This window comes from Vibrio sp. MM46 (assembly GCF_027587135.1).
Classification (GTDB): domain Bacteria; phylum Pseudomonadota; class Gammaproteobacteria; order Enterobacterales; family Vibrionaceae; genus Vibrio; species Vibrio harveyi.
In genome coordinates, this window is sequence record NZ_JAPPTO010000006.1 from 201248 (window position 1) to 221496 (window position 20249).

General features: G+C 45.9%; 22 protein-coding genes. 3 read left to right on the plus strand and 19 right to left on the minus strand.

Annotated features, from left to right (window positions below; genetic code table 11):
* Positions 1-72: 72 nt before the first annotated feature.
* From ndk to trmJ, 11 genes are all read right to left on the minus strand, one after another.
* Positions 73-498 carry a nucleoside-diphosphate kinase gene (ndk, locus tag OH459_RS09245; protein ID WP_005440311.1) on the minus strand — a complete coding sequence of 142 codons (426 nt, stop codon included), beginning with the start codon at positions 496-498 and terminating at the stop codon, positions 73-75.
* Positions 499-598: 100 nt separating this feature from the next.
* A complete protein-coding gene (gene pepB / locus OH459_RS09250) occupies positions 599-1897 on the minus strand; it encodes an aminopeptidase PepB (RefSeq protein WP_050940961.1) in 1299 nt (432 codons plus the stop codon).
* A gap of 172 nt (positions 1898-2069) precedes the next feature.
* The gene (gene iscX / locus OH459_RS09255) at positions 2070-2264 is read right to left on the minus strand and encodes a Fe-S cluster assembly protein IscX (protein ID WP_005424887.1); all 195 of its coding nucleotides are present in this window, start codon (positions 2262-2264) and stop codon (positions 2070-2072) included.
* Between the two features lie 44 nt (positions 2265-2308).
* A complete protein-coding gene (gene fdx, locus OH459_RS09260; protein ID WP_005424889.1) occupies positions 2309-2647 on the minus strand; it encodes an ISC system 2Fe-2S type ferredoxin in 339 nt (112 codons plus the stop codon).
* A 13-nt stretch (positions 2648-2660) separates the two neighbouring features.
* Positions 2661-4514 (minus strand): Fe-S protein assembly chaperone HscA, encoded by a 1854-nt coding sequence (hscA, locus tag OH459_RS09265; RefSeq protein ID WP_009702953.1) that lies wholly within the window; start codon positions 4512-4514, stop codon positions 2661-2663.
* Positions 4515-4535: 21 nt separating this feature from the next.
* Positions 4536-5051, minus strand: coding sequence for a co-chaperone HscB (gene hscB / locus OH459_RS09270; RefSeq protein ID WP_005447715.1), 516 nt, complete (start codon positions 5049-5051; stop codon positions 4536-4538).
* A gap of 55 nt (positions 5052-5106) precedes the next feature.
* Positions 5107-5430: an iron-sulfur cluster assembly protein IscA gene (gene iscA, locus OH459_RS09275; protein ID WP_269986447.1), complete on the minus strand. Its 324-nt coding sequence runs from the start codon at positions 5428-5430 to the stop codon at positions 5107-5109.
* Positions 5431-5503: 73 nt separating this feature from the next.
* Positions 5504-5887 carry a Fe-S cluster assembly scaffold IscU gene (gene iscU, locus OH459_RS09280; protein WP_005424883.1) on the minus strand — a complete coding sequence of 128 codons (384 nt, stop codon included), beginning with the start codon at positions 5885-5887 and terminating at the stop codon, positions 5504-5506.
* A gap of 37 nt (positions 5888-5924) precedes the next feature.
* On the minus strand, positions 5925-7139 hold the full coding sequence (locus OH459_RS09285; protein ID WP_005447719.1) for an IscS subfamily cysteine desulfurase: 1215 nt from the start codon (positions 7137-7139) through the stop codon (positions 5925-5927).
* Between the two features lie 28 nt (positions 7140-7167).
* Positions 7168-7674, minus strand: a complete 507-nt coding sequence (iscR, locus tag OH459_RS09290) for a Fe-S cluster assembly transcriptional regulator IscR (protein ID WP_005381720.1) — start codon at positions 7672-7674, stop codon at positions 7168-7170.
* A gap of 125 nt (positions 7675-7799) precedes the next feature.
* The gene (gene trmJ, locus OH459_RS09295; protein ID WP_017188503.1) at positions 7800-8519 is read right to left on the minus strand and encodes a tRNA (cytosine(32)/uridine(32)-2'-O)-methyltransferase TrmJ; all 720 of its coding nucleotides are present in this window, start codon (positions 8517-8519) and stop codon (positions 7800-7802) included.
* A gap of 232 nt (positions 8520-8751) precedes the next feature.
* Here trmJ and suhB point away from each other — a divergent pair, with 232 nt between their 5' ends.
* The gene (suhB, locus tag OH459_RS09300; protein WP_005447724.1) at positions 8752-9555 is read left to right on the plus strand and encodes an inositol-1-monophosphatase; all 804 of its coding nucleotides are present in this window, start codon (positions 8752-8754) and stop codon (positions 9553-9555) included.
* A gap of 71 nt (positions 9556-9626) precedes the next feature.
* Here suhB and OH459_RS09305 read toward each other — a convergent pair whose 3' ends face one another.
* The 7 genes from OH459_RS09305 to OH459_RS09335 form a co-directional block, all read right to left on the minus strand.
* Positions 9627-9938 carry a hypothetical protein gene (locus OH459_RS09305; RefSeq protein ID WP_026000146.1) on the minus strand — a complete coding sequence of 104 codons (312 nt, stop codon included), beginning with the start codon at positions 9936-9938 and terminating at the stop codon, positions 9627-9629.
* 506 nt (positions 9939-10444) lie between these two features.
* Positions 10445-11392: a protein translocase subunit SecF gene (gene secF / locus OH459_RS09310; protein WP_005447727.1), complete on the minus strand. Its 948-nt coding sequence runs from the start codon at positions 11390-11392 to the stop codon at positions 10445-10447.
* A 14-nt stretch (positions 11393-11406) separates the two neighbouring features.
* A complete protein-coding gene (gene secD / locus OH459_RS09315; RefSeq protein ID WP_005447728.1) occupies positions 11407-13263 on the minus strand; it encodes a protein translocase subunit SecD in 1857 nt (618 codons plus the stop codon).
* A 21-nt stretch (positions 13264-13284) separates the two neighbouring features.
* Positions 13285-13614 carry a preprotein translocase subunit YajC gene (gene yajC / locus OH459_RS09320; protein ID WP_005424903.1) on the minus strand — a complete coding sequence of 110 codons (330 nt, stop codon included), beginning with the start codon at positions 13612-13614 and terminating at the stop codon, positions 13285-13287.
* Between the two features lie 177 nt (positions 13615-13791).
* Positions 13792-14928 carry a tRNA guanosine(34) transglycosylase Tgt gene (gene tgt, locus OH459_RS09325; RefSeq protein WP_009697666.1) on the minus strand — a complete coding sequence of 379 codons (1137 nt, stop codon included), beginning with the start codon at positions 14926-14928 and terminating at the stop codon, positions 13792-13794.
* A 207-nt stretch (positions 14929-15135) separates the two neighbouring features.
* Positions 15136-16188: a tRNA preQ1(34) S-adenosylmethionine ribosyltransferase-isomerase QueA gene (gene queA / locus OH459_RS09330; protein ID WP_269986452.1), complete on the minus strand. Its 1053-nt coding sequence runs from the start codon at positions 16186-16188 to the stop codon at positions 15136-15138.
* A 235-nt stretch (positions 16189-16423) separates the two neighbouring features.
* Complete coding sequence (locus tag OH459_RS09335; RefSeq protein WP_269986453.1) at positions 16424-17593, minus strand: trypsin-like serine protease; 1170 nt, start codon at positions 17591-17593, stop codon at positions 16424-16426.
* 260 nt (positions 17594-17853) lie between these two features.
* On the opposite strand from OH459_RS09335, the gene OH459_RS09340 reads away from it, so the two are divergent.
* Both OH459_RS09340 and OH459_RS09345 read left to right on the plus strand, forming a co-directional pair.
* A complete protein-coding gene (locus OH459_RS09340) occupies positions 17854-18075 on the plus strand; it encodes a hypothetical protein (protein WP_017818882.1) in 222 nt (73 codons plus the stop codon).
* 234 nt (positions 18076-18309) lie between these two features.
* Complete coding sequence (locus tag OH459_RS09345) at positions 18310-18756, plus strand: CBS domain-containing protein (protein ID WP_009697664.1); 447 nt, start codon at positions 18310-18312, stop codon at positions 18754-18756.
* 101 nt (positions 18757-18857) lie between these two features.
* Here the strand turns inward: OH459_RS09345 and aceA are convergent, their stop codons facing one another.
* Entirely contained in the window at positions 18858-20171 is a 1314-nt protein-coding gene (gene aceA, locus OH459_RS09350) for an isocitrate lyase (protein ID WP_005440333.1), read from the minus strand.
* Between the last annotated feature and the right edge of the window lie 78 nt (positions 20172-20249).

The window sequence follows — 20249 nt, forward strand, 5'->3', positions numbered from 1 at the left end:
CATTCTTTCTAAGTAACAGATAAGAAAAAGCCCCGGAAAGATCCGAGGCTTAGGAAGCAAATTAGAACAAGATTAGCGAGGGCAAATCTCTGACTCTGGGAAGAAGTACTCGATTTCACGAGCTGCTGACTCAGGGCTATCCGAACCATGAACAGAGTTATGGCGCATGCTTAGTGCGTAATCGGCACGGATAGTGCCACATGCTGCTTCTTCTGGGTTTGTTTTGCCCATTAGCTCACGGTAGCGTGCGATTGCATCTTCACCTTCAAGAACCTGAACCATGATAGGACCAGATGTCATGAACTCTTTCAGTGCAGGGAAAAAAGGTTTGCCTTCATGTTCTGCGTAAAAACCGCTCGCCTGTTCTTCTGTCAGATGAACCATTTTTGCAGCAACGATACGTAGACCCGCCTTTTCGATACGGTGGTAGATTTCACCAATCAGGTTGCGTTCTACAGCGTCGGGCTTAACAATTGAAAACGTTCTTTCTAGAGCCATAAAGTTTCCTTTTTGTACTTGTAATAATAGTTTTATATGAGTGACTTGCGTCTCTCTTAGTTATACCAGTACAGACGGGGTGTCTGCACTGGTAAAAGTCTTATTTTGCCGCTTGTTCGTTCAAGAAACGAGCGAGTGTGCGAACACCCATGCCTGTTGCGCCTGCAGCCCACTTATCAGACGCTGACTTACGGTACGTGCCTGCACAGTCAAAGTGCAACCAACCTTTCTTGTAATCCTCAACGAAGTAAGACAAGAATGCTGCCGCTGTACTTGCGCCAGGTGAGTAATCGCCAGAACTGATGTTAGATAGGTCAGCAAAGTTTGACGGCAGCATGCCACGGTGAAAATCAGCAAGAGGCAGTGGCCACAGACCTTCTTTCTCTTGGTTTGCCGCCGTTAGCGCTTGATGAGAAAGCTCATCATCAAAGCTCATTAATGCATGGTAATCGTTCCCTAGTGCATTCTTCGCTGCGCCCGTTAGGGTCGCACAGTCAATGATCAGTTCAGGGTTTTGCTCACTTGCGTAAATAAGACCATCAGCAAGAACCAAACGACCTTCTGCGTCGGTATTCATGATCTCAACGGTCTTACCATTTTTGTAAGTGATGATGTCGCCAAGTTTAAGTGCGCGACCAGAGACCATGTTCTCCGCACAACAAAGGATAAGCTTTACACGCTTATTAAGACCACGAAGAATAGCAAGACCAAGACCGCCAGTTATCGTACCTGAACCGCCCATATCCGCTTTCATAGCTGTCATGAAGTTTGATGGCTTCAAGCTGTAACCACCTGAATCAAAGGTGATGCCTTTACCTACTAGACATGCAAAGACTGGTGCGTTTTCATCGCCTGTTGGGTTGTAATCAAGTTGCAGCATTGCCGATGTGCGCTCAGAGCCACGACCTACGGCATAAATACCTTCCCAACCTTCTGAAAGCAGATCTTTATCTTTAACGATACGAGCCGTTACTGTACCTTGCGGCGCGATAGATTTGATGAATTCAGCTGCCATGGTTGCCAATTGACGTGGCGCCACTTCTTCTGCAGTTTTGTTGATGATATCGCGAGTAAAATCCGTAGAAGTGATGCGAGCGTGAAGCTCTGCTTGATCTTGCTCAGAAAGCTCACCCCATTCTAGTGTGCCGTGTTTTTTCGGGTTGCGGTAACCTTGGTGGAATGCCCAAACGCTCTCCAAATCCCAGTTATCACCAGCAAGTAAAACTGAACGAATTCCTTGGCCATCGAGTTGACGCGCTGCACGTTGAATCGCACCAAGATCGTGACCTTCACCTAGGTGAATGGTTGCTCCATTCTCAGCGAAAGAAAGCAGTGCTTTGTCGCCCCAATGTGGTGCCGCTGGTTCTTGGCTAAGAAATACAGACATCTGTGTAGACATGGTTTCTCCTTGTCTTATAACGGCGTTGCCTACGCCTCTTCTTTTTTAATAACTAACGGATGTTAGCATTATGTAGGGTAAAAATGTCAACTTGATAAAAAAACGGACCTAAAGGTCCGCTTTTTTTAGTGAGAATTGTTAACTCTGCTGCGTTTTACCGCCGAATTGAGCATTAATCTGCTTCGTCCATCCAGCACAAGATAACCGCTTCTAGAATCTTTTCATTACAATGGTTTGGCTCATCGTCAAACTCATCCAACTCCATGATCCATTGGTGAAGATCGGTAAAACGTACGGTTTTAGGATCTAAGTCGGGAAACTTGTCACAAAGCTCAATCGCGATATCGCGAGAATCTGTCCATTTCATTGCTCATCTTCCTTTTGCTTCGCCCCTATGTTGGGGAGATAGTATTAGTGATCTTCCGACGCGTGGTTTAGCGTGTATTTTGGAATTTCAACAACCAAATCTTCATCCGCTACTTTTGCTTGGCAACCAAGGCGAGATTCAGGCTCAAGGCCCCATGCTTTATCTAGCATGTCATCTTCTAGCTCTTCACTCTCTTCTAGCGAATCAAAACCTTCACGAATGATCACGTGGCAGGTAGTACATGCACATGACTTTTCACATGCGTGTTCGATACCAATGCCATTTTTTAGCGCTACGTCTAGAACGGTGTCACCAGTGTTTGCTTCCAACACTGCACCCTCTGGGCACAAATCTTCGTGTGGTAATACAATAATCTTAGGCATAACTACTTATCTCTTATATATCATTAACTGACTGACCTGACAGTGCAGCTCGAATCGATTTATCCATACGGCGCGACGCAAAATCTTGGCTTGCTTTGTCGGTGTCTTTGATGCCTTGCTCGATAGCGTCCGCATCTTCGCCGTTGCGCAGTTCAATCAGCGCTTCAATCACTTTTAATAGGTCTTGTTTCTCTTGGTCTGATAGTAGTTCATCACCATCAGCTTGCATCGCAGCAATCAAACCTTCAATCACACGATCCGCTTCTACGCGCTGCTCAGCCAGTGCACGAGCTTGCATGTCTTCTTTCGCGTAAGTCATCGAGTCACGCAGCATGTTTGCGACTTCGTCATCGCTTAAACCGTAAGAAGGTTTCACTTGGATTTCAGCCTGAACACCCGTGCTCTTTTCCATCGCAGTGACAGACAACAGACCATCAGCGTCCACTTGGTACGTCACGCGAATGTGTGCAGCACCAGCCGCCATCGGTGGAATGCCTTTTAATGAGAAACGAGCCAGTGAACGACAGTCATCCACCATTTCTCGTTCACCTTGTACGGTGTGCACGCTCATTGCCGTTTGACCATCTTTGAACGTCGTAAACTCTTGCGCACGAGCCACAGGAATAGTGGTGTTACGTGGAATGATTTTCTCAACCAAGCCGCCCATGGTTTCAATACCAAGAGATAAAGGAATAACGTCCAGAAGCAGCATCTCAGAGTCAGGTTTGTTACCCGCTAGGATATCTGCTTGAATACCCGCGCCGATTGCAACAACTTCATCTGGGTTAATGCTTGTCAGTGGTGTACGACCGAAGAATTCGCCTACCATTTCACGAACAAGCAATGTGCGAGTTGAACCGCCAACCATAACCGCTTCAAGTACGTCTTCCGCATCCACATCCGCATCTTTCAATGCACGACGGCAAGACATCAGGGTTTTCTTCACTAGCGGACGAATCAGATCTTCGAACTGCTCGCGAGTCACAGAACCTTTCCAACCAAATACATCAACATCAACACTGTCTTGCTCAGAGAAAGCAATCTTAGTTGCTGTTGCAATGTTCAGTAGTGCACGGTTTTTCTCAGCAGAAAGCGGCGCTTCTAGACCAGCTTGCTCCATTAGGTAATCCGCTAATAGGTGGTCAAAATCATCACCGCCTAGCGCAGAATCACCACCTGTTGCTAATACTTCAAATACGCCTTTTGACAAACGTAGGATGGAGATATCGAACGTACCGCCACCTAGATCGTAAACCGCAATCACGCCCTCTTGACCAGAGTCTAGGCCGTAAGCGATCGCTGCAGCTGTCGGCTCGTTAAGCAGACGTAGCACATGAAGCCCCGCCAATTTCGCCGCATCTTTTGTACCAGCACGTTGAGCATCATCAAAGTAAGCAGGAACAGTAATAACCACGCCAGCTAACTCGCCGCCGAGTGTATCTTCTGCACGTTTTCCTAGTGCTTTAAGAATATCGGCAGACACTTCAATCGGGTTCTTGTCACCTTGTGCAGTTTGCAAAATAGGCAGACCGTTGTCGCTTTCTTTAAATTGGTAAGGCAAAGATGGGTAGCGAGCTTGAATGTCTTTTAGTGAACGACCAATCAGACGTTTTACCGAAATAATGGTGTTTTCTGGTTCTTGCTCTGCTTTTGCTTTTGCCTCGTAACCAACTAAAGCCGAGTCCTGTGCGTAGTTCACCACAGAAGGCAAAATGCTACGACCTTGATCGTCTGTCAGTGTGTTTGCGTCACCGCTGCGAACAGACGCAACCAAAGAGTTGGTAGTACCTAAGTCGATACCCGCTGCTAACTTGTGCTCATGAGGTGCCGAGCTTTGGCCCGGTTCTGCGATTTGAAGTAATGCCATGATGGGTCCTTGTCGCGCTAACTAGCCGAGGAGCTTGTCTTCAACCAGTTCAATTTCGTTCTTTAGCTTGGCAATGAATTTGAGTTTACGAACTCGGTCTGCAGCTTCCGCCCAAAGACCTTGGTCAAGTTCTTGTTCTACACTCGCCAAATGCTGTTTGTACATTTTGCTGACCTTAGAATCGAAGTCAAAAAGCGCTGATTCAGGATCAGAGCTGTCAGCAATGTCTTCCAGTTCTTCACGCAGTTCCATTTGTTCCATTAGGAACATCGGGTCTTGCATGGTTTGTTGCTCACCACGAATTTCTGTGCCGTTTTCTGCCAATATGTATTCAGCGCGAGAGATTGGATGCTTAAGTATTTGATACGCATCGTTGATTTGCGCTGCTTTTTGAACAGCCATCAAGCGATCACGCTCTGAGGCAGTCGCAAAGTTGTCTGGGTGGAAGCGTTTTTGTAGTTCTCGGAACTGAGAAGAAAGAAGGCTACCATCCAGCTGAAACTGACTTGGTAGCCCAAATAATTCAAAGTGATTCATTAAGATCGGGTCCTAGTAAAGCCTTCTGGACTCGCTTGCCCAGAAGGACAGTCAATTAGACGTTGAAGCTTTCACCACAACCACATTCACTTTTCGCGTTAGGGTTGTTGAATTCAAAACCTTCATTCAACCCTTCCTTAACGTAATCCAGCTCAGTACCGTCTAGGTATACTAGGCTTTTCTTATCAATGATGATCCTTACATCCGACAGTTCAAAAACTTCATCTTCTTCGTTTAGATCATCAACAAACTCAAGAACGTAAGCCATGCCGGAACAGCCTGTCGTCTTCACTCCAAGACGCAAACCGATACCTTTACCTCGGTTATCTAGGAATGCTTTTACGCGACTTGCCGCTGATTCTGTCATTGTGATGGCCATACTGCACCTTAGTCTGTCTAAATTACGTTTTGGAATGGGAGCATTTCAAGGGCTCCCATTATATACGGAATAATTATTCCTGGTGTTTTTTCTTGTAGTCAGCAACCGCTGCTTTGATTGCGTCTTCCGCAAGGATTGAGCAGTGAACTTTCACTGGTGGAAGCTCTAGCTCTTCTGCAATCTCAGAGTTTTTGATAGATGCCGCTTCGTCGATAGACTTGCCTTTTACCCACTCAGTTACTAGTGAGCTTGAAGCGATTGCACTACCACAACCGTATGTTTTGAATTTCGCGTCTTCAATGATGCCTTCTGGCGTCACTTTGATTTGAAGCTTCATTACGTCACCACAAGCTGGTGCGCCAACCATGCCGCTGCCTACTGATGGGTCTTCTTTATCGAACGAACCAACGTTACGTGGGTTCTCGTAGTGATCAATTACTTTTTCGCTGTATGCCATGATAAATTACCTCGAATCCTCTATTCAGTCCGTGAGATTAATGGTGAGCCCATTCAACAGTGCTCAGATCAACCCCTTCCTTGTACATATCCCATAGAGGAGACATGTCGCGTAGCTTAGTCACTGCAACGCGGATTTGTTCAATTGCGTAATCAATTTCTGCTTCAGTCGTGAAACGACCAAATGAGAAACGTACTGAGCTGTGCGCCAATTCGTCGTCTAGACCAAGTGCACGAAGAACGTAAGATGGCTCTAGGCTCGCTGATGTACAAGCACTACCAGAAGATACTGCTAGGTCTTTCAGTGACATCAGTAGAGATTCACCTTCTACGAATGCAAAGCTCACGTTTAGGTTGTGTGGAACACGCTGTTCAAGATCACCGTTCACCGTTACTGCTTCTAGATCTTTAACGCCATCTAGAAGACGGTTACGGAGTGCTAGCGCGTGATCGTAATCTTTTTGCATGTCTTCCTTCGCTACACGGAACGCTTCACCCATACCCACGATTTGGTGAGTTGGAAGTGTACCCGAACGGAAACCACGCTCATGACCACCACCGTGCATTTGCGCTTCCAGACGGATACGAGGCTTACGACGTACGTAAAGTGCGCCAATGCCTTTAGGACCGTATACTTTGTGCGCAGACAGTGAAATTAGGTCAACTTTCAATTCTTGAACATCGATTGGCAGTTTGCCCGCAGACTGTGCCGCATCCACGTGGAACACAATCTTACGTTCACGACATAGTTCGCCGATTGCAGCGATGTCTTGGATTACACCAATCTCGTTGTTAACGTGCATGATTGATACCAAAACAGTGTCTTCTCGCATTGCTGCTTGAAGTTTGTTTAGATCGATCAGACCGTTTGATTCTGGCTCTAGGTAAGTCACTTCAAAGCCTTCGCGTTCTAGTTGACGACATGGGTCAAGAACCGCTTTATGCTCTGTTTTACAAGTGATTACGTGTTTACCCTTCTTAGAGTAAAAATGTGCTGCACCTTTGATAGCAAGGTTGTCAGACTCTGTCGCACCAGATGTGAATACGATTTCGCGAGGATCTGCATTTAGAAGGTCAGCAATTTGCTCACGAGCAGTATCTACAGCTTCTTCTGCCTGCCAGCCGTAACGGTGCGAACGCGAAGCTGGGTTGCCAAATGTGCCATCCATTGTCATGTACTGAACCATTTTTTCAGCAACACGAGGATCTACTGGACATGTAGCGGAATAATCAAGATAAATCGGCAGTTTCATTCTCTACTCCAATGTAAAATGCTGACCGCTAAGAGCGGACGTTTACACCGATGGGCGCGGCGGTTGTATTTTTGTTTGAAAGCCCATGAGTTACCGCCAGATCAATGTCCTGACGATCAGAAATTTCTAAAACTTCATTGTCTGTCATTAGCTCACCGAGCGTAATGTTATTCAAGAAGTCACTAATACGAGAGCTCAGGTCACGCCATAGGGTGTGAGTTAAGCAACGAGTGCCACCCTGGCAATCGCCTTTGCCTTGGCATTTGGTTGCGTCTACTGACTCATCAACCGCGGCAATCACAGTGCCAATGGCAATGCTGTGCGCGTCTGCTCCAAGTCGGTAACCACCACCAGGACCACGAACGCTGGCTACAAGGCCTGCTTTACGCAATTTTGAAAAAAGCTGCTCTAAGTATGAGAGCGAGATCCCTTGACGCTCTGAGATATCTGCAAGAGGTACTGGGTTTTGTTGCGAATGCAGTGCCACATCCAGCATGGCTGTCACCGCATATCTTCCTTTAGATGTAAGTTTCATACCACACCGTATCCACATGGTTTGTAATGATTAGGATTTTTCCATACCCGACTAAAACGGTCAAGTATTTATTTGACTATTTTAGTCAGGTATTCATCCTTACACCTAAAGTGGTTATTATTTGTTCAGAGTTTCTTTTCGATCGCCGTCAAAACACCGCGCAGAATATTCAACTCTTGCGCCTCTGGTCGTGCACGTGAGTACAAACGACGCAGCTTGTTCATCACCTGACCCGGCTGTTCTTTGTTGATAAATTGGGTATCAACCATCACCTTTTCAAGGTGCTCAAAGAACATTTCTAGCTCTTTATGACGTGGATACTCTTCAGGCCCACTTGGGGCGTATTGGCTTTGCTCTAGGTTGAGGTGTGCAACGCGAACTTCATAGCTCAACGTTTGGACGGCCATCGCTAAGTTAAGCGAACTGTATTCAGGGTTAGCAGGAATGCAAACATGATAGTGACACTTTTGCAGTTCATCATTCGTTAGACCGGTTCTTTCTCGACCAAAGACCAATGCGACTGGGTGCTTTTGCCCTTCAACTGCAAACTTTTCTCCACACTCACGTGGCTCAAGCATTGGCCATTCAAGTGTACGTGAGCGAGCACTTGAACCCACAACAAGACCACAATCTTCAATGGCTTCTTCAAGCGTACTTACTACAGTGGCATTTTGAGCAATATCACCAGCACCAGCAGCAAGCGCAAGGGTTTGATCATCGACTTCACATTGCGGATCAACCAATACTAGTTGGCTTAAACCCATGACTTTCATTGCTCGAGCTGCCGAGCCAATGTTGCCTGAATGAGAAGTTCCGACGAGTACGATTTTTACTTGATCCAACATCTGTGTTTGCTACCTGAATTAAAACCGAGGGATATTATCATAATTTTCTAATACACCCTAGAGTGAAGCGGGCTTCTATTCGCATTCTCATCAATTGTTTTCTTCTCTATCGACATAGCTATCACAACTCGTTTTGCTTTGCGCACAAAAAATAACCACTTCCCTTTTCGTTTGACTCTGGTATACTCGCCGCCGCTTTAAATTGTTCTTTAACATCCGTTGGGAAATTCGTATGCATCCAATGCTAAACATTGCTATTCGCGCTGCGCGAAAGGCAGGCAATCACATTGCTAAATCATTAGAAAACACAGATAAAATTGAATCTACGCTAAAAGGCACTAATGACTTTGTTACTAATGTAGACAAAGAAGCAGAAGCTATCATCATCGATACTATCAAGCACTCTTACCCAGAGCACTGCATCGTTGCTGAAGAAGCTGGTCTTATCGAAGGTAAAGATAAAGACGTACAATGGATCATCGACCCAATGGATGGCACTAATAACTTTGTAAAAGGTTACCCAACTTTCGCAGTATCTATCGCGGTTCGCTTCAAAGGTAAAACTGAAGTGGCTTGTGTATACGATCCAATGCAAAACGAGCTATTCACTGCACAACGCGGTGCTGGCGCTCAGCTAAACAACGCTCGTATCCGTGTTACTCAACTTAAAGACCTACACGGTACTGTTCTTGCGACTGGTTTCCCATTCAAACAGAAGCAACACTCTGAGTCTTACATCAAGATCGTAGGTTCTCTATTCACTGAGTGTGCTGACTTCCGTCGTAGCGGTTGTTCTGCTCTTGACCTATGTTATGTGGCAGCTGGTCGTGTAGATGGTTACTTTGAGCTAGGTCTAAAACCTTGGCAGATGGCTGCAGGTGAGCTTATCGCTCGTGAAGCTGGCGCAATCCTAACTGACTTCGCTGGCGGTACTGACTACATGAAGTCTGGTAACATTGTTGCTTCTAGTGCTCGTGGCGTGAAATCTATCCTTAAGCACGTTCGCGAAAACGGCAACAGCGCGATCCTTAAGTAAGATTCTGAAGTCATACTAAGCCCGTCACGCTGATGACTTTTGAATAGCCCCGCTCATTGAGCGGGGCTTTTTTATATCGAACAATCTGCCTGTTTATAGAAACGGTCGTAGTCAGGTAAGTGGTCTATTTTTACGTGCTTAACCTTCCATACTTGTTCCTTCATTAGAAACTGCAACGAAACCGTGACTGGCTGGTATACATCTCCAAATCCGTTAACGGAAAGACACCCAACGCCTCCATCCTCACTGTATGCTTCAAAGTAAGACAGCTCCGTAACCAAACTTGATGGGATGGATGATAAAAATGGAAATTGATGACCAAATTTTATTGGGTGAGATTTAATACTATTTAGCTCTTCAATCGATAGGTTTGGTCCTGCCATAGCTTCTACCACCTCGATATACTGCATCTTGTATAAATTATTGCGTATATCAAGGTAAGTATCGTGGAGTGGGCTTGCTATGCAGGGCCCTGAAACACTGAGTAAAACCGGAATAGGTAGAATTCTATTTAGCATAATCAACTAAACCCCAGCTTCACGGAGCGCTTGATCAATTTTACTCGGCTTAAATCTGTACTTACAAAGCCCCCACTCGCACTGCTCTAAAAGCTCTCGGACATTTACCTGCCCAGTAACTAGCTTGGTGGTAACGCCTTTATAGTGTTTGTAAGAAATCTCTACAAACTTCAGTAACTGTACTTTTATTTCAGCTTGCCTTGACATTATTTCCCCCCGAAATTGTTGAACATACTTCCGATATTCAACTCAATCAAAAAACTACAATTCAAGCTGGAAATACTTCAAAGAAAAGTGAAACAATCAAATCTATCAAGCATAAAAAAACCGCTGACTGCTCAGCGGTTTTTGTTTTCGGTTCTCAATCTGCCTTATGGCATCTCGTCGAACTCTGCACCTTCTTTTTCTACTTGAGGTGGCATCAAGTGCTCTTTCTGAATGCCCAGTTTTAGCGCTAGCGCTGATGCTACGTAGATAGAAGAGTAAGTACCAACAGTGATACCTAGTAATAGCGCTGTTGCAAAGCCGTGAATCATCGCACCACCTTGCATGAACAGTGCAATTACCACGAACAACGTCGTACCAGACGTAATCAAAGTACGGCTCAATGTTTGAGTAATTGAAGCGTCCATGATGTCCGAAGGTTCACCCTTACGCATCTTACGGAAGTTTTCACGAATCCGGTCGAATACAACAATGGTATCATTGAGCGAGTAACCGACTACCGTTAGTAGCGCCGCTACGATGGTAAGGTCAACTTCGATTTGTAGGAATGAGAATACACCCAGCGTGATGATGATATCGTGTGCCAGTGCCATTACCGCACCAGCCGCTAGACGCCATTCAAATCGCATCGATACGTAGATCAGGATACAGATTAGCGATACAAGGATCGCCAGACCGCCCGCTTCTGTTAGCTCATCACCAACGTTTGGACCTACGAATTCAATACGACGCATTTCTACGCTTTCGCCAGTACCTTCTTTGATCGCACCAATGATTTGGTTGCCTAGCGTTTCACCTGAAACGTCGTCACGTGGACGAAGACGAACCATCACTTCACGAGCACTACCGAAGTTTTGAACTGTCGCATCGCCGAAGCCTTTTGAATCTAGTGCTGCGCGAATTTCTTCAAGGTTTGCAGGTTGTTCAAAACCTACCTCGATTAGCGTACCACCAGTAAAGTCTAGACCCCAGTTCAACCATTTGGTTGATAGCGTGAAGATAGAAGCAGCGATCATAAAGATGGAGAATACGAACGCGACTTTCGACCAACGCATAAAGCCGATCGTGTTTTCTGCTTTTAGAATTTGAAACATATTAATTCCCAGCCTTAGATCGACAATTTATCAACGCGTTTGCCACCGTAAATCAGGTTCACGATACAACGTGTACCCACAATAGCGGTGAACATTGAAGTTAAGATACCGATAGATAGTGTTACCGCGAAGCCCTTCACTGCGCCTGTACCCACTGCAAATAGAATGATTGCAGTGATAAGCGTTGTGATGTTCGCATCGGCAATGGTACTGAATGCGTTTGCGTAACCTTGGTGGATCGCTTGCTGAGGACTGCGTCCATCTCGAAGCTCTTCACGGATACGCTCGAATATCAGCACGTTCGCATCGACCGCCATACCGACGGTTAAGACGATACCGGCAATACCTGGCAACGTCATGGTAGCGCCTGGAATCATCGACATGACACCAATGATAAGAACCAAGTTTGCCATCAACGCAATGTTAGCAATCAGACCGAAGCCACGGTAGTAAAGCAGCGTAAACAGCATTACCGCAACCATACCCCAGATACATGCTTGGATACCCATATCGATGTTTTGCTGACCCATTGATGGACCAATGGTACGTTCTTCAACGATAGAGATCGGTGCGATTAGTGCACCAGCACGAAGTAGAAGTGCTAGGTTGTGCGCTTCTGCTGCAGAGTCGATACCCGTGATACGGAAGTTACGACCAAGAGCCGATTGAATCGTTGCTTGGTTGATAACTTCTTCATGCTTATCAAGGATAACTTTGCCTTCAGGCGTACGACGACCACTGTCTTTGTATTCTGCAAACACGGTAGCCATTAGCTTACCGATGTTCTTCTTAGAGAACGCGGACATTTTGTTGCCACCTTCGCTGTCTAGCGAGATGTTAACTTGTGGGCGACCGTATTCATCAACACTTGAACTTGCATCCGTGATGCTTTGACCACCAAGAATAACGCGCTTCTTAAGCACAACTGGGCGACCATCACGGTCCATCTTGATTTCGCTACCTGCTGGCGCGCGACCATTTGCCGCCGCTGATAGGTCAGCTTTATCGTCAACTTCGCGGAACTCTAGTGTTGCTGTAGCACCTAGAATTTCCTTCGCACGAGCTGTGTCTTGAACACCTGGTAGCTCAACTACGATGCGGCTAGCACCTTGACGTTGAACCAATGGTTCAGCAACACCCAGTTCGTTAACACGGTTACGAAGAATCGTGATGTTTTGTTCAACTGCGTAGTTACGTATCTCTTGTAAACGTTGCTCGGTAAAGGTGGCAATCAACGCGTAACGACCATTAGAATCAGAGTCGACAAAGTTCATGTCTGGGTGATTCTTTTCTAGCGTTGCTTTCGCTTCCGCTAGCTGCTCCTCATTACGTAGCAGTACTTCCACACCTTCTGTACCAGAAGGACGGATTGCACGGTAACGGATCTTAGCTTCACGAAGTTCGCTACGGAAAGCTTCTTCTTGTTGACCAACCAACTTCTCCATCGCCGCGTCCATGTCAACTTCCATTAGGAAGTGAACACCACCGCGCAGGTCAAGACCTAGCTTAAGTGGCGACGCACCGATTGCTTCTAGCCAATCTGGCGTAGATGGAGCAAGGTTTAGTGCAACAATTTTATCTTTGCCAAGCGCTTCGCTGATGATATCGCGGGCACTGATTTGAGTGTCAGTGTCATTGAAACGAACAAGGATTGATCCATTCTCGAGAGCAATGGATTTATGAGAGAGATGCTCTTTATCAAGAGCTTTGGTGACAGCATCCAGCGTTGACATATCTACAGAGGCGCCACGCGCCCCTGTAACTTGAATAGCCGGATCTTCACCGTAGATATTTGGAAGTGCGTACAACGCAGCGGTGATGATGGCAAAAAATACCATCAAGTACTTCCATAATGGATAACGGTTTAGCACAGCGAGGATCCTTTAGCTGTTTTATAGAGACTTCAGCGTACCTTTTGGTAGCACTGCAGTTACGAAGTCTTTCTTGATTACAACTTCATTGTTTGCATTTAGCTCAATTGAAATGAAATCGTTGTCTTCAGCAATCTTAGTGATTTTACCCACTAGACCGCCGCTTGTTAGAACTTCATCACCTTTGCCCATAGAAGACATTAGGTTCTTGTGTTCTTTAACACGCTTAGATTGCGGACGGTAGATCATGAAGTAGAAGATCACCGCGAACATGCCTAGCATGATTAGCATTTCAAAACCGCCGCCTGCTGGTGCGCCTTCTGCTGCTGCGTGAGCTTGAGAAATAAACATTAAAACATCCTCATTATATTTTATTGATAATCCAACAAGTTGGGCTTTCGTAATTTAGATTCAAGTTTGAGATTAAGTAATAGAGATCACCTTCTCAAAAATAACGTACGTTAGCCTACTTTATTAGCAAAAGCCTCTGGCAACATGCCAAAGGCTTTAATTCTTTTAATCTGTCAATTACTGCTCTTTTGCAAGCGGTGGCACTTCACGACCACGACGCTCATAGAACTCAGTAACAAACTCATCGAAACGATCTTCATCAATCGCCTTACGAATGCTTTCCATCAGACGCTGGTAGTAGCGTAGGTTGTGGATAGTGTTCAGACGAGCACCTAGGATTTCGTTACAACGCTCTAGGTGGTGAAGGTACGATTTGCTGTAGTGCTGACAAGTGTAACAGTCACAATGCGGATCTAGCGGAGTTGTATCCGTTTTATGTTTCGCATTACGGATCTTGATCACACCACCAGTCACAAATAGGTGACCGTTACGCGCGTTACGCGTTGGCATTACACAGTCAAACATGTCGATACCACGACGAACACCTTCAACCAAATCTTCCGGTTTACCTACACCCATTAGGTAACGAGGCTTATCTTCTGGAAGTTGTGGACATGTGTGTTCAAGAATACGGTGCATGTCTTCTTTCGGTTCGCCTACTGCAAGACCACCAACTGCGTAACCATCAAAGCCGATTTCTGTCAGACCTTTGATAGACACATCACGTAGATCTTCGTAAACACCACCTTGAACGATACCAAATAGGTTGTTCGGGTTTTCTAGTTTGTTGAAGTGATCACGTGAGCGCTGTGCCCAGCGTAGTGACATTTCCATCGATTTTTTCGCTTCGTTGTGTGTCGCCGGGTATGGCGTACACTCGTCGAAGATCATTACGATGTCAGAACCTAGGTCTTTTTGGATTTCCATCGACTTTTCCGCGTCCATGAAAATCTTGTCACCGTTTACAGGGCTACGGAAGTGAACACCTTTCTCAGTGATCTTACGCATTTTTCCTAGACTGAATACTTGGAAACCGCCTGAATCGGTAAGAATAGGACCGTGCCAGTTCATGAAATCGTGCAGGTCACCGTGCATTTTCATCACTTCTTGACCAGGACGTAGCCATAGGTGGAAAGTGTTACCTAGCAGGATTTCTGCACCAGTACCTTTCACTTCTTCTGGTGTCATGCCTTTAACGGTACCGTAAGTACCTACTGGCATGAACGCAGGAGTTTGAACAGTGCCACGTTCGAAGGTCAATTGACCACGACGTGCATTGCCGTTTTTCTTCTTAAGATCGAATTTTAATTTCACGATGCCTCCGGGTGTCAGAGAAACAGTCTGACTATGTATCCAGGGTGGTAAACCCTATTTTAAGGAGCGGTCGCTTATCCGTGCGAGAGACAAAGCAGAGATTCCACTTTATTTCCTAGCTTACTGCTAGCACTCGTAAATCGTTAACTTTCTCCCCCTCCTAGCCTCCCCCTTTTTTGAGAGGAGGGCTAGAAAAGGGTCAAAACATTATGCAGTCTTCTTTTTAATAAACATTGAATCACCGTACGAGAAGAAACGGTATTTGTTTTCCACCGCGTGCTTGTAAGCATTCATGGTGTTCTCGTAACCTGCAAACGCACTTACCAACATGATCAGGGTTGATTCAGGTAGGTGGAAATTGGTGATCAAGCAATCCACCAACTGGTACTCGTAACCAGGGTAGATAAAGATTTCAGTATCGCCAAAGAATGGAACCAGTTCTGTGCCTTTCTTGAGCGCGTCTTGCGCTGCACTTTCTAGTGAGCGAACAGACGTTGTACCTACAGCGATGATGCGACCACCGCGCGCCTTAGTTGCGTTAATCGCATCCACTACGTCTTGTGGTACTTCAACGTATTCTGCGTGCATGTGGTGATCATTAATGTCATCCACTTTAACTGGCTGGAACGTACCCGCTCCCACATGCAAAGTAACGTATGCAAACTCAGCGCCTTTCGCTTTGATTTTTTCAAGCAGAACATCATCAAAATGAAGACCCGCCGTTGGTGCAGCAACCGCACCAGGCTTTTGGTTGTAAACCGTTTGGTAACGCTCTTTATCCGCGTCTTCATCTGGACGGTCGATGTATGGAGGAAGTGGCATGTGACCAATTTCTTCCAGAATCTCTAGTACCGTGTTATCAGAATTAAATTTCAGTTCAAACAGTGCATCATGACGAGCAACCATTTGTGCTGAGTATTCATCGTTTTCACCAACAAAGATCGTTGTATCTGGTTTTGGCGATTTCGAACAACGAACGTGTGCCAGAATGCTTTTCTCGTCGAGCATGCGCTCCACTAACACTTCTAGCTTACCGCCTGATTCTTTACGACCAAACAAACGCGCAGGAATAACGCGAGTATTGTTGAAAACCACTAGGTCACCGGCTTGAACCTGCTCCAGCACATCGGTAAACGTGCCATCAATAAGTTCACCAGTATTGCCGTCCATTTGCAGCAGTCGGCTAGCGGTACGCTCTGGTTGAGGGTAGCGAGCGATGAGTTCATCTGGAAGGTCGAAATGGAAATCTGATACTTGCATGTTACTTGTCTTATCTATTGGTCAAATCACGTCAAAGACGACGATAAAATTGCGACGAGTTTTTCGCAGCAGACTAGTATATGTTTACATGCTGCAATAGCAAGCAAATCCCCCTAGATTGACTGTAAAAGCTTTCACCAAGAGTGTAATAAAACGTGAAAGACGCAAAACAGACGCGCATAAAAAAAGCAGCGAAGTTCGCTGCTTTTTAAAATGTTTATCAGTCGTTGATCGTTTAACTTTTGCGTCGGCGCGCCCACACCAGTGGAACCAATAAGCCGAATAGCCAAGCGCCTAGGCTACCACCGTCGTCCTCAGAACCTCTGAAATCACAATTGTTGGTCGCAATGCCATCGTGGCACTCCTCTTCCCCACCACCACTTCCACTATTCGCTTCTTTGATGAAATTCGGCTCAATGATGTAACTGCTCGGTGGGCCACCGGCGGTGATGTAAGACTGCACCCAATCGTAATATTGGCTCACTTTGGTGTAGAAGCTTGGGATCGTCAAAGAGCCACACGTAGGCAGAATAAGAGGCGCACCACTAACAATTCCAATCTGTTTGCCCGTCGCCACATCCACCAGCGGACCACCACTATCACCTTTACACGCGGAGTTGCCATACTGAGTGTGGCTATCCGGTTCTAACACTCGGTTTTTCGTTGGTAGTGTACAGATTTTGGTTTGGTTCTCTCTGGAATCAATGATCCCCGGAAAACTGCTGCCAATTTCTAAACGCTCATAACATTTATTGATAGGTAAAAATGTACTGATGGTAGTTTTGAGCGTATTGGAAGGTTCAGATGCATCCGGCTGAGTGGTTCCCCACCCAAATACTTGCACGTTTTCGACACGTTGATTGGTCAGGTCGTTATCGTTCCAATCCGCTGCCAGACGCGCTTCGATATTCTCCATATCAGTTTTATTCGCTAAGTCAGCAAAGCGTGCATTTGCTACTGGGCGTGTGAGATACAATAACGCGATGTCTGAATCTAAACCCGTTTGGATAGGTTTCACATTGCCATTGCTGTCAATCTCAGCCTTTGAAATCCGCGTGTAGTCGGGGTGAACCACAACGTGAGACACAGGATAGAAGTTATCCAGCCCCGCAGAGTTAAGTTCATAAACGTTGGCATTCACCGACAGTTCCCCCGGCGGAGTCACATAGTAGCTCGCTTCGTTGGTTCCCTGCCCCATCACCACACAGTGTGCCGCAGTCAACACCCATCGTTCAGTCAGCATAGTGCCGCCACACAACGGGAACTCTGCCATGTTACTTGCTCGTAAAGTCACGCGATCTACCGGGTCGGTTTGCTCATCTCCTAGCACTATTGCCTGAGCAGATTGCATGCTGAATGCCGCTACTGTCAGCGCAATGAGTTTGTTACACGTTGTTCGTTTCATTTAGGTTGTTATCTTCAATCTGGTAAGCCTGAGCGTATCTTCTTCCACAGGCTTATCTTGGAAAATCAAGCAAGTAAAAATGTGCGATTCAATTCATTGGATTAACTGCGGTCTACACACCTTATCAGTCAAAAGTGCAAACTGACTCGCATTGAGTTTCCACCCTGCAACTACCAATTAAAAACAAACTTATCAATAGAGATAAGGGCGACTATATTGAGAGTGAGCGATACGCTCTTTGATGATAAATTGAGGTAAGTATGAAGACCTTTCTAGCCACTTTGAGTGCTTCAATATTGTTGTTTTCTGCCAGCAGTTTTGGCGATGAGAGAACAAATTTGTTTCGAGCTCAGCAACAAGCTTGTGCCTTAAAACAAGTCCCTCGCCACTGCGCTGTGAACGTACCTGGTAAACACTACATTGGTCGCTGTGTCGATGCGAAAGCGTATGGTCTTATCTGTGTGCATTTCAAGCAACGTTAAGAGTAACCAAAGCTAAGGTTTCAACGCCTTAGCTTTGGTTATTTATGATAGCGCTTACATCCTAACATCGCCCTAAATGAGTAGCTGGATTTATGGAAAACACCAGTCCATTTTCACCTCTGATTGATCTCCATCTAATCGTATTATTTTATTAGTGAAAAACGAGTTAGCTCCCAGATATACAGCAAAATATTCTCTATATTTAAGAGAAGGACAATGCCGCTGGAGGTCTCTATGATCAAGGTTGAAGACATGATGACTCGCAACCCTCATACCTTGCTGCGTGAGCACACATTACGTGATGCAAAAAGTATGATGGACGCGCTTGATATTCGACATATTCCGGTTGTTGATGCCAATAAACACTTAAAAGGCTTGGTGACTCAACGCGATATTCTTGCCGCACAAGAATCCTGCTTGCACCCAGATGAGGCAGAACAATCTTTTACCCTCGATACTCCGCTTTACCAAATGATGCACACCAACATCATGACTGCCGAACCAAGGGCAGGTTTAAAGGAAAGCGCAATCTATATGCAAAAGCATAAAGTCGGCTGTTTGCCAGTGGTCAATAAAGGTCACTTGGTCGGCATCATAACCGATACAGATTTTGTGACTATTGCAATTAACTTGTTAGAGCTGCAAGAAGAAACCGAGCCAGAAGAAATCGAAGCGGATTAATACGCCACTACGTGTTTCTCGAATCGTAGACAAAAAAAGAGCGGCTCAATCGCCGCTCAAAGATGTCATTACTAACGTAGTAATAGTGGACTCTATGATGATTAAAATTGGTCTTCTTCAGTAGAACCTGTCAGTGCTGTCACTGATGAGTTACCACCTTGGATTGTATTGGTCATTCTATCGAAGTAGCCCGTACCAACTTCTTGTTGGTGCGCTACAAACGTGTAACCTTTTTCTGCCGCTTCAAACTCAGGACGTTGAACCTTCTCAACATAATGACGCATACCTTCGCCTTGAGCGTAAGCGTGTGCCAGTTCGAACATGTTGAACCACATGTTGTGGATACCTGCTAGCGTAATGAACTGGTATTTGTAGCCCATGTTAGCCAGCTCTTGTTGGAACTTAGCAATGGTTTCTGCGTCTAGGTTCTTCTCCCAGTTGAATGAAGGCGAACAGTTGTATGCCAGCAATTGGTCTGGGTACTCTGCATGAATCGCTTCTGCAAACTTGCGTGCTTCTTCTAGACATGGCGTTGCTGTCTCACACCAAATAAGATCCGCATATGGCGCATAAGCCAGACCACGCGAGATAGCTTGGTCGATACCTGCACGCACACGGTAGAAACCTTCTTGAGTACGCTCGCCTTCGATGAAGTCTTTATCGTATGGGTCACAATCAGACGTTAGTAGGTCTGCTGCGTTTGCATCGGTACGTGCGATTACTAGTGTTGTCGTGCCAGCAACGTCCGCAGCAAGACGAGCTGCTACCAGTTTTTGCACTGCTTCTTGAGTTGGAACCAGTACTTTACCGCCCATGTGACCACACTTCTTCACGGATGCCAGTTGGTCTTCAAAGTGAACACCTGCCGCCCCTGCGTCGATCATCGATTTCATTAGCTCGTAAGCGTTCAATACACCACCAAAGCCTGCTTCTGCATCCGCTACGATTGGTAGGAAGTAATCAATACCGCCTTCGTCTTCTGGTGACTTACCTGCTGACCACTGAATTTGGTCTGCGCGACGGAATGAGTTATTGATGCGTTTTACTACCGACGGCACAGAGTCTACTGGGTACAGAGATTGGTCTGGGTACATCGTCGAAGCGGTGTTGTTATCTGCCGCTACCTGCCAACCCGACAGGTAAATCGCTTCAATACCCGCTTTTGCTTGCTGTACAGCTTGACCACCCGTCAGTGCACCAAGACAGTTTACGTAACCTTTCTTTGAACTACCGTTGACCAGTGACCAAAGTTTGTCAGCACCACGTTGTGCGATTGTGTTCGCAGGCACCATAGAGCCACGCAGTTCTACCACTTCTTCTGCTGTGTAAGTACGCTTTACGTTTTTCCAGCGTGGGTTGGTTGCCCAATCTTTTTCCAGAGCTTCAATTTGTTGGCGGCGAGTTAAGTTAGTCATTGGTCTATCCCTCTTATAATGTGCACTTGTGCATGTGCGTTGAGTTTTCCGTTCTCAGGCAGTACATCCTTATCTGCC

Bases quoted from the DNA above. Each gene is read 5' to 3' on its own strand.
- OH459_RS09345 (WP_009697664.1), top strand. From the start codon at position 18,310: ATGATCAAGGTTGAAGACATGATGACTCGCAACCCTCATACCTTGCTG.
- hscA (WP_009702953.1), bottom strand. From the start codon at position 4,514: ATGGCATTACTTCAAATCGCAGAACCGGGCCAAAGCTCGGCACCTCAT.
- OH459_RS09305 (WP_026000146.1), bottom strand. From the start codon at position 9,938: ATGGCAGGACCAAACCTATCGATTGAAGAGCTAAATAGTATTAAATCT.
- suhB (WP_005447724.1), top strand. From the start codon at position 8,752: ATGCATCCAATGCTAAACATTGCTATTCGCGCTGCGCGAAAGGCAGGC.
- OH459_RS09335 (WP_269986453.1), bottom strand. From the start codon at position 17,593: ATGAAACGAACAACGTGTAACAAACTCATTGCGCTGACAGTAGCGGCA.
- hscB (WP_005447715.1), bottom strand. From the start codon at position 5,051: ATGAATCACTTTGAATTATTTGGGCTACCAAGTCAGTTTCAGCTGGAT.
- OH459_RS09340 (WP_017818882.1), top strand. From the start codon at position 17,854: ATGAAGACCTTTCTAGCCACTTTGAGTGCTTCAATATTGTTGTTTTCT.
- iscX (WP_005424887.1), bottom strand. From the start codon at position 2,264: ATGAAATGGACAGATTCTCGCGATATCGCGATTGAGCTTTGTGACAAG.
- secF (WP_005447727.1), bottom strand. From the start codon at position 11,392: ATGTTTCAAATTCTAAAAGCAGAAAACACGATCGGCTTTATGCGTTGG.
- trmJ (WP_017188503.1), bottom strand. From the start codon at position 8,519: ATGTTGGATCAAGTAAAAATCGTACTCGTCGGAACTTCTCATTCAGGC.
- ndk (WP_005440311.1), bottom strand. From the start codon at position 498: ATGGCTCTAGAAAGAACGTTTTCAATTGTTAAGCCCGACGCTGTAGAA.
- iscR (WP_005381720.1), bottom strand. From the start codon at position 7,674: ATGAAACTTACATCTAAAGGAAGATATGCGGTGACAGCCATGCTGGAT.
- pepB (WP_050940961.1), bottom strand. From the start codon at position 1,897: ATGTCTACACAGATGTCTGTATTTCTTAGCCAAGAACCAGCGGCACCA.
- queA (WP_269986452.1), bottom strand. From the start codon at position 16,188: ATGCAAGTATCAGATTTCCATTTCGACCTTCCAGATGAACTCATCGCT.
- yajC (WP_005424903.1), bottom strand. From the start codon at position 13,614: ATGTTTATTTCTCAAGCTCACGCAGCAGCAGAAGGCGCACCAGCAGGC.
- iscU (WP_005424883.1), bottom strand. From the start codon at position 5,887: ATGGCATACAGCGAAAAAGTAATTGATCACTACGAGAACCCACGTAAC.
- iscA (WP_269986447.1), bottom strand. From the start codon at position 5,430: ATGGCCATCACAATGACAGAATCAGCGGCAAGTCGCGTAAAAGCATTC.
- fdx (WP_005424889.1), bottom strand. From the start codon at position 2,647: ATGCCTAAGATTATTGTATTACCACACGAAGATTTGTGCCCAGAGGGT.
- aceA (WP_005440333.1), bottom strand. From the start codon at position 20,171: ATGACTAACTTAACTCGCCGCCAACAAATTGAAGCTCTGGAAAAAGAT.
- OH459_RS09285 (WP_005447719.1), bottom strand. From the start codon at position 7,139: ATGAAACTGCCGATTTATCTTGATTATTCCGCTACATGTCCAGTAGAT.